General features: G+C 38.8%; 7 protein-coding genes. 5 read left to right on the forward strand and 2 right to left on the reverse strand.

The window, feature by feature from the left end; translation table 11 throughout:
• Window positions 1–427: hydroxymethylbilane synthase (gene hemC / locus P8M52_RS03370; protein ID WP_300307318.1), on the reverse strand; the 427-nt coding region annotated here is incomplete at its 3' end.
• A gap of 31 nt (window positions 428–458) precedes the next feature.
• Between hemC and P8M52_RS03375 the strand changes: the two genes are divergently transcribed.
• Genes P8M52_RS03375 through fmt form a run of 3 tightly spaced genes read left to right on the forward strand, consistent with a single transcriptional unit; the run spans window position 459 to window position 3,249 of the window.
• On the forward strand, window positions 459–938 hold the full coding sequence (locus tag P8M52_RS03375) for a thioredoxin fold domain-containing protein (protein WP_300307321.1): 480 nt from the start codon (window positions 459–461) through the stop codon (window positions 936–938).
• Window positions 935–2,320, forward strand: a complete 1,386-nt coding sequence (gene argH, locus P8M52_RS03380) for an argininosuccinate lyase (protein ID WP_300307324.1) — start codon at window positions 935–937, stop codon at window positions 2,318–2,320. The genes P8M52_RS03375 and argH overlap by 4 nt, the downstream gene beginning before the upstream one ends.
• Complete coding sequence (fmt, locus tag P8M52_RS03385; protein ID WP_300307327.1) at window positions 2,320–3,249, forward strand: methionyl-tRNA formyltransferase; 930 nt, start codon at window positions 2,320–2,322, stop codon at window positions 3,247–3,249. Before argH ends, fmt begins: the two co-directional genes overlap by 1 nt.
• A gap of 59 nt (window positions 3,250–3,308) precedes the next feature.
• Here fmt and P8M52_RS03390 read toward each other — a convergent pair whose 3' ends face one another.
• Entirely contained in the window at window positions 3,309–3,770 is a 462-nt protein-coding gene (locus P8M52_RS03390) for a tRNA (cytidine(34)-2'-O)-methyltransferase (protein WP_300307330.1), read from the reverse strand.
• A gap of 82 nt (window positions 3,771–3,852) precedes the next feature.
• Here P8M52_RS03390 and clpB point away from each other — a divergent pair, with 82 nt between their 5' ends.
• The gene (clpB, locus tag P8M52_RS03395; protein WP_300307333.1) at window positions 3,853–6,411 is read left to right on the forward strand and encodes an ATP-dependent chaperone ClpB; all 2,559 of its coding nucleotides are present in this window, start codon (window positions 3,853–3,855) and stop codon (window positions 6,409–6,411) included.
• 42 nt (window positions 6,412–6,453) lie between these two features.
• A partial coding sequence (gene rsxE / locus P8M52_RS03400) for an electron transport complex subunit RsxE (protein WP_300307336.1) occupies window positions 6,454–6,826 on the forward strand: 373 nt, incomplete at its 3' end.

Consider the following 6,826-nt stretch of genomic DNA (forward strand, 5'->3'; position numbering starts at 1 on the left):
CTAAATCAGGGCGCATAGCCTTGAGTTGTACAATACGTCGCATAGAGCAAGTTCCGACCTTGGCACCTTGGGGTAGAGCGTCAATACTGTCAAAATCATTAGAAACAAATGCATCAAATGGATTTTCACGCTCTAAAATAGCGCCTAATTCAAACCCTTGAGGAATCTTATACGGCACATCTTTCATAGAATGCACTGCAATATCAGCTTCACCCTCCATCATTCCAATCTCTAGCTCTTTAATAAAGAGACCTTTTCCACCAATTTTAGATAATGGTGAATTTAAGATTTGATCGCCCTTGGTAGTCATTTTAACTAGTTCAATAGTCAATCCAGGATGTAGCGCCTCCAATCTAGACTTGACATGCTCTGCTTGCCAAAGTGCTAACGGAGATTTTCGAGTTGCAATTTTTAGGGTTTTATTCATGTTTCAAGTAGTTTGTATTAAAATAGTGCCAATGTTTAGATTTTATCTATTAATTGCTGTTTTTTTGTCGAATTTTGCCTTAGCGCAAGAGCTTACTTTGCCGCCTGCAAAAAACTTCTTTCTTGATTCACAAAAAGTTTGGAAAAAACAAACGCCTATTTTAATAATGTTTTCCATCCCTGGCTGTGGATATTGCAAAATAATCAAAGAAGAAGTAATCGGGCCGATGGCTGAGATGGAAGAATATCAAAATAAGATCATCATTCGTCATATTAATGCTGGTAGCTTTGATGAAATTCGCAATTTCTACAATACAGAAGTCTCTCAGAATGAGTTTTCTTTTCAAAATGCAATAAACTTTTTTCCAACAGTTCTGCTAGTTGATCAATACGGTGTTCCGCTTGAAAAAGTAATTGGCGTCGCCAATGAAGACTATTACTGGACAGATTTAGACGGGTTGATTGAATCTGCAACCATTAAATTAACAAACAAAATGAAGGCAAAATTATGAGTGAACAAACCAACCAATCTTGGGGTGGCCGTTTTAGTGAACCGACAGACGAATTCGTCAAAATCTTTGGCGCTTCTGTCTTTTTTGACAAAATTTTAGCACCTTATGATATTGCTGGCTCTAAGGCACATGCTACTATGTTGCAAGAAGTCGGCCTATTAACAGAAGATGAAAAAAATCAAATTCTAACGGGTTTGGATCAAATCCTGATGGAGATTGATGCGGGTGAATTTGAATGGTCTGTGGCCCTAGAAGATGTACATATGAACGTCGAATCACGCTTAACTCAATTAATTGGCAATGCTGGAAAAAAACTTCATACAGGTCGTTCTCGCAATGATCAAGTTGCTACCGATATACGTCTTTATTTACGTGACCAAGTTGACGATATCCTGACTGAAATCAATCGATTACAATCCGCTTTATTGGATTTAGCAGAACAAGAGGCAAGTACTATTTTACCTGGCTTTACTCATCTTCAGGCGGCGCAACCAGTAAGCTTTGGCCATCATATGATGGCTTATTTTGAAATGTTAACCCGCGATGCTGAACGCTTAGTTGACGCCAGAAAGCGTATGAATTCTATGCCATTAGGATCTGCAGCCTTAGCGGGTACTACTTACCCAATTAACCGAGAACGTACTGCGGAACTATTAGGCTTTGAGCGCATTTGCTTAAATTCTTTAGATGGGGTGAGCGACCGAGATTTTGCCATTGAATTCTTATCAGCTGCCAGCATGATTATGATGCACTTATCACGTTTTTCTGAAGAGTTAATTTTATGGTCAAGTGCACAATTCAACTTTATAGAACTACCAGATAGCTTCTGTACAGGTTCTTCCATTATGCCACAAAAGAAAAATCCAGATGTACCTGAGCTAGTTCGTGGAAAAACCGGGCGAGTCTATGGCAATCTAACTTCTATGTTGACTATTATGAAATCTCAGCCTTTGGCTTATAATAAAGACAACCAAGAGGATAAAGAACCATTGTTTGATACAGTAGATACACTTAAAGCTTGTTTGCGTGTGTTTGCCGATATGGTGCCTACCATCGAAGCGCAACGTGACACCATGTACAATTCAACCAAAAAAGGCTATACCACAGCAACGGATTTAGCAGATTATTTAGTGAATAAAGGCTTGCCTTTTAGAGATGCACATGAGGTAGTTGGCAAATCGGTTTCTTATGGTATTGAGCACCAAAAAGACTTGGCAGAACTTAGCTTAGCAGAGCTTCAAGCCTTTGATGATCGTATTGAGAACGATGTTTTTGATATTCTATCACTAGAGGGCTCTTTGTGTGCACGTGATCATTTAGGTGCAACCTCGCCCAATCAAGTTAAACAAGCAATCAAAACTGCTAGAAAGAATCTTAAATAATGAGAGTGATTTTTGCAGGTACGCCTGAATTTTCTGTTGGCGTGCTTGAAGCATTATCAGGCGCTGGTCATGAAATTGTTGGTGTCTATTGCCAGCCAGATCGCCCTAAAGGACGTGGTCGCGTACTCACTGCTTGCCCGGTCAAAGACAAAGCATTAGAACACGATCTTCCCATCTTTCAACCTGAGAGCTTAAAAGATGAAACTGAACAACAAGTCTTGGCCGATCTTAATGCAGATGTCATGGTGGTGGTAGCCTACGGACAACTCTTGCCTAAAGTTATACTAGAAACCCCTAAACACGGCTGTCTTAACATACACGCATCACTCTTACCACGCTGGCGTGGTGCAGCCCCTATTCAGCGGGCTATTATTGCTGGTGACAAACAAACTGGTATTGGCATCATGCAAATGAACGAAGGTCTTGACACAGGTGATATTTTGCTCGAAAAGACTTGTGACATTTTGGACTCTGATACTGCACAATCATTACACGACAAGTTGGCCAATCTAGGCTCTCAAGGGATCGTTGAAGCACTTAATAATATTGACCAACTATTACCTTCTATTCAAAATGCAGCTGGTATTACTTATGCCAAAAAACTAAACAAGGAAGAGGCTTGGATTGATTGGAACAAATCAGCAATAGAAATTAACCAACAAATTAGGGCTTTTAACCCCTACCCTATTGCACAAACCAATGCTAGTAGTGATAAATTTGATTCTAAAGTATTGCGTATTTTATCTGCAACTGTTATTGAAACGAATACTAATAAAAACCCTGGGGAGGTTATTAGCTGCACTAAAGGGGAATGCACTATTGCTACTGGCAATGGAGTGTTGAGTTTGGATGCGGTTCAGTTAGCAGGGAAAAAAGCGCTTAATATTAAAGATTTTACCAATGCTAATCAATTGACAAGCCTCAAGTAATTACTCAACCCTTCTAAGAGTGTACAAATACATTAATAAAAATTGACTTTATATACATTTTACATATTCTTACTGCCCACAAATCCAATCTGCCTCCAGGCTTCATAGGCAACAATCGAAACACAATTAGCGAGATTTAGACTGCGAGAGCCGTCTTGCATTGGCAAAGAAACTCTATTGAATTGATTAGCCACATCCTCTGGTAGGCCTTTAGTTTCAGGACCAAACAAAAACGAATCTCCTGATTGGTACACTTCATCAGTGTATTTTTTATTAGAGCCTGTCTCTACTGCAAAAATCCTTTCCGGTTTAGCTCTAGCTATATAGTCTTGTAAATTTTCATACTCAGTGACGTTAGCAAGCTCTTTGTAATCAAGTCCTGCCCTCTTTAGACGCTTATCAGTAATTTCAAAACCAAATGGTTTGATTAAATGTAGACTGCATCCCATATTAGCTGATAGGCGAATCAAACTACCGGTATTGTTTGGAATTTCTGGCTCAAATAATACTAAATTTAACATAATATTTTATTTTTGTACTTGAATATAGCAATATCATCCCATAGATAGATGGTAACTTAAACAAAAACAATGAATAAAATCAATGAATATTGAAAAATTAACTTCTCAATTTCAACAAGATCTAGGAACTGCACAAACGATTGCAATTAAGAACAATCACAGTGCAATTGAAGGTCTTCATGTGCTTAGCGCTATGCTTAGCAATAACAACTCAAGTGTTAGCAATATACTAAAAGCTATCAATATTAAGACGACATCCCTAACTGATAAAGTCGATTTGAATATTAACAATTTACCAGTTGTGAATAACGCCAATAGTGATATTGGAATTTCCCAAAATCTATTGCGTTTATTAACTTCAGCTGAAAAAATAGCCACAGAAAAAGGTGATAGTTACCTGTCTACAGAGCTATTTTTGCTAGCAATCATTCAAGGTAATGATTCAACGACACAACTATTAAAAGAAGCTGGTGTTAACGAGCAATCATTAACGCAAGCCATTGAAACTCTTAGAGGAGGACAAAACGTGAACGAACAAAATGCAGAAACACAACGAGATGCGTTAAACAAATACACCCAAGATATAACAGAACTTGCAACCCAGGGTAAGCTTGATCCAGTGATTGGTCGTGACGGAGAGATTCGTCGTGCGATTCAAGTATTGCAACGTCGTACCAAAAACAACCCAGTGCTTATTGGTGAGCCAGGTGTTGGTAAAACCGCCATTGCAGAGGGTTTAGCACAACGCATTATTAACAATGAAGTGCCAGAGGGCATTAAAGGTAAACGCCTACTCTCTTTAGATATGGCAGCGTTAGTTGCGGGCGCAAAATACAAAGGCGAATTTGAAGAAAGAATGAAAGCTGTACTGAAAGAACTTGAAGCAGAAAACGGCCAAGTAATATTATTTATTGATGAATTGCACACAATGATGGGTGCAGGCAAAGGTGAAGGATCTATGGATGCTGGAAACATGCTCAAGCCTGCATTGGCACGAGGCGATCTACACTGTATGGGAGCAACAACATTAGATGAATATAGACAGTATATTGAAAAAGACTCTGCCATGGAACGTCGGTTCCAAAAAGTGTTAGTTGACGAGCCTACTGAAGAAGACACTGTTGCCATCTTACGTGGTTTAAAAGAAAAATATGAAGTACACCATGGTGTAGAAGTAACCGATCCGGCAATTATTGCGGCGGTTACCTATTCAATGCGCTATATCACTGATCGCCAACTACCAGATAAAGCGATTGACCTTATTGATGAAGCGGCATCTCAAATTCGTATGGAGATCGACTCAAAACCAGAATCCATGGATAAGCTTGATCGCAAACTTGTTCAATTAAAAATTGAACGCATGGCGCTTAAAAAAGAAAAAGACAAGGCTTCTAAAGAGCGCCTTAAAGAATTGGTATCAGTGATAGAAAATCTAGAAAAAGAGAATGCTGATTTGGAAGAAATCTGGAAGAAAGAAAAATCTCAGGTACAAGGCGCCCATCATTTAAAAGAAGAATTAGAACGAGCAAAAGCCGAACTAGAAGCCGCGTCTCGTAATAACAATCTTGCAAAAATGAGTGAACTTCAATACGGAAGAATTCCAGAATTAGAGGCCAAAATTCATCAAGTAGAGTCTGCTGACACACAGGAAATGACCCTACTACGCAATAAAGTTACAGAGTCTGAGATTGCTGAAATTGTCGCTCGCTGGACTGGAATTCCAGTAGATAAAATGATGGAAGGTGAAAAAGATAAACTCTTACAAATGGAATCCATTATTCAGAAGCGCTTAGTAGGTCAAGACCAGGCCGTAGAAGTTATATCTAATGCAGTACGTCGCTCACGCGCCGGCTTGTCTGATCCAAATCGTCCTGATGGCTCGTTTATGTTTATGGGTCCAACAGGTGTCGGTAAAACCGAACTTACTAAAGCTTTGGCAGACTTTTTATTTGATACCGAGCAAGCCATTGTTCGTGTCGATATGAGTGAATTTATGGAAAAGCATTCAGTTTCAAGATTAATTGGCGCTCCTCCAGGTTATGTTGGCTATGAGCAAGGTGGCGTACTAACAGAGGCTGTGCGTCGCAAGCCTTATTCAATTATCTTACTGGATGAAGTTGAAAAGGCCCACCCAGATGTATTTAACATTCTTCTGCAAGTGCTTGACGACGGAAGGTTGACTGATGGCCAGGGTCGTACGGTTGATTTCAAAAATACAGTTATTATTATGACATCAAACCTAGGATCTCATCTTATCCAAGAAAATCCAGGTAAAGATGTGTCAAATCAATTAACTCAGCTTGTTGGTGAACACTTCAGACCTGAATTTGTTAATCGTATTGATGAAATTGTTACCTTTAACCCTCTTGGAAAAGATCAAATTAAGGGTATCGCCAAAATACAAATTGGAATCTTATCATCTCGATTGGCTGACCTCAATCTTAAACTTGAATTAAGCAATGAAGCAATGAGTATAATTGTTGACCAAGGGTATGATCCTATATTTGGCGCAAGACCGCTTAAGCGTACGATTCAACAATTGTTAGAAAATCCTCTTTCTCAGAAAATTCTAGCAGGGGAATTCATTCCTGGATCTGTGATTAAAGTTGATCATGTTAATGAAAAATTGGTATTTTCTTAGACGCTTCACAATATTAGATAGAGATTGATATAATCAATCCTAATGGAAGATTATCTAAAAATTATCAGAAACGGCTTATGGACCAATAATCAAGCGCTTGTTGCATTGCTTGGTTTATGCCCTTTGTTGGCTGTTACTAATAATATTGTCAATGCAATCGGTTTAGGTTTAGCTACTACGTTTGTCTTGGTCGCTTCAAATACAACAGTCTCAATCTTTCGTAATCAAATTCGAAAAGAAGTTCGCATTCCTATTTTTGTACTACTAATTGCATCATTCGTCACCATTGTAGAACTGCTGATGCAGTCATATTTTTATGACTTATATTTGATTTTAGGTATCTTCGTGCCTCTGATTGTAACAAATTGTGCAATTCTGGCCAGAGCTGAGGCTTACGCGAGTAAAAATAGCTGGG

This window comes from Candidatus Thioglobus sp. (genome assembly GCF_029243085.1).
Classification (GTDB): Bacteria; Pseudomonadota; Gammaproteobacteria; order PS1; family Pseudothioglobaceae; genus Thioglobus_A.

Bases quoted from the DNA above. Each gene is read 5' to 3' on its own strand.
- P8M52_RS03375 (WP_300307321.1), top strand. From the start codon at position 459: ATGTTTAGATTTTATCTATTAATTGCTGTTTTTTTGTCGAATTTTGCC.
- argH (WP_300307324.1), top strand. From the start codon at position 935: ATGAGTGAACAAACCAACCAATCTTGGGGTGGCCGTTTTAGTGAACCG.
- fmt (WP_300307327.1), top strand. From the start codon at position 2,320: ATGAGAGTGATTTTTGCAGGTACGCCTGAATTTTCTGTTGGCGTGCTT.
- P8M52_RS03390 (WP_300307330.1), bottom strand. From the start codon at position 3,770: ATGTTAAATTTAGTATTATTTGAGCCAGAAATTCCAAACAATACCGGT.
- clpB (WP_300307333.1), top strand. From the start codon at position 3,853: ATGAATATTGAAAAATTAACTTCTCAATTTCAACAAGATCTAGGAACT.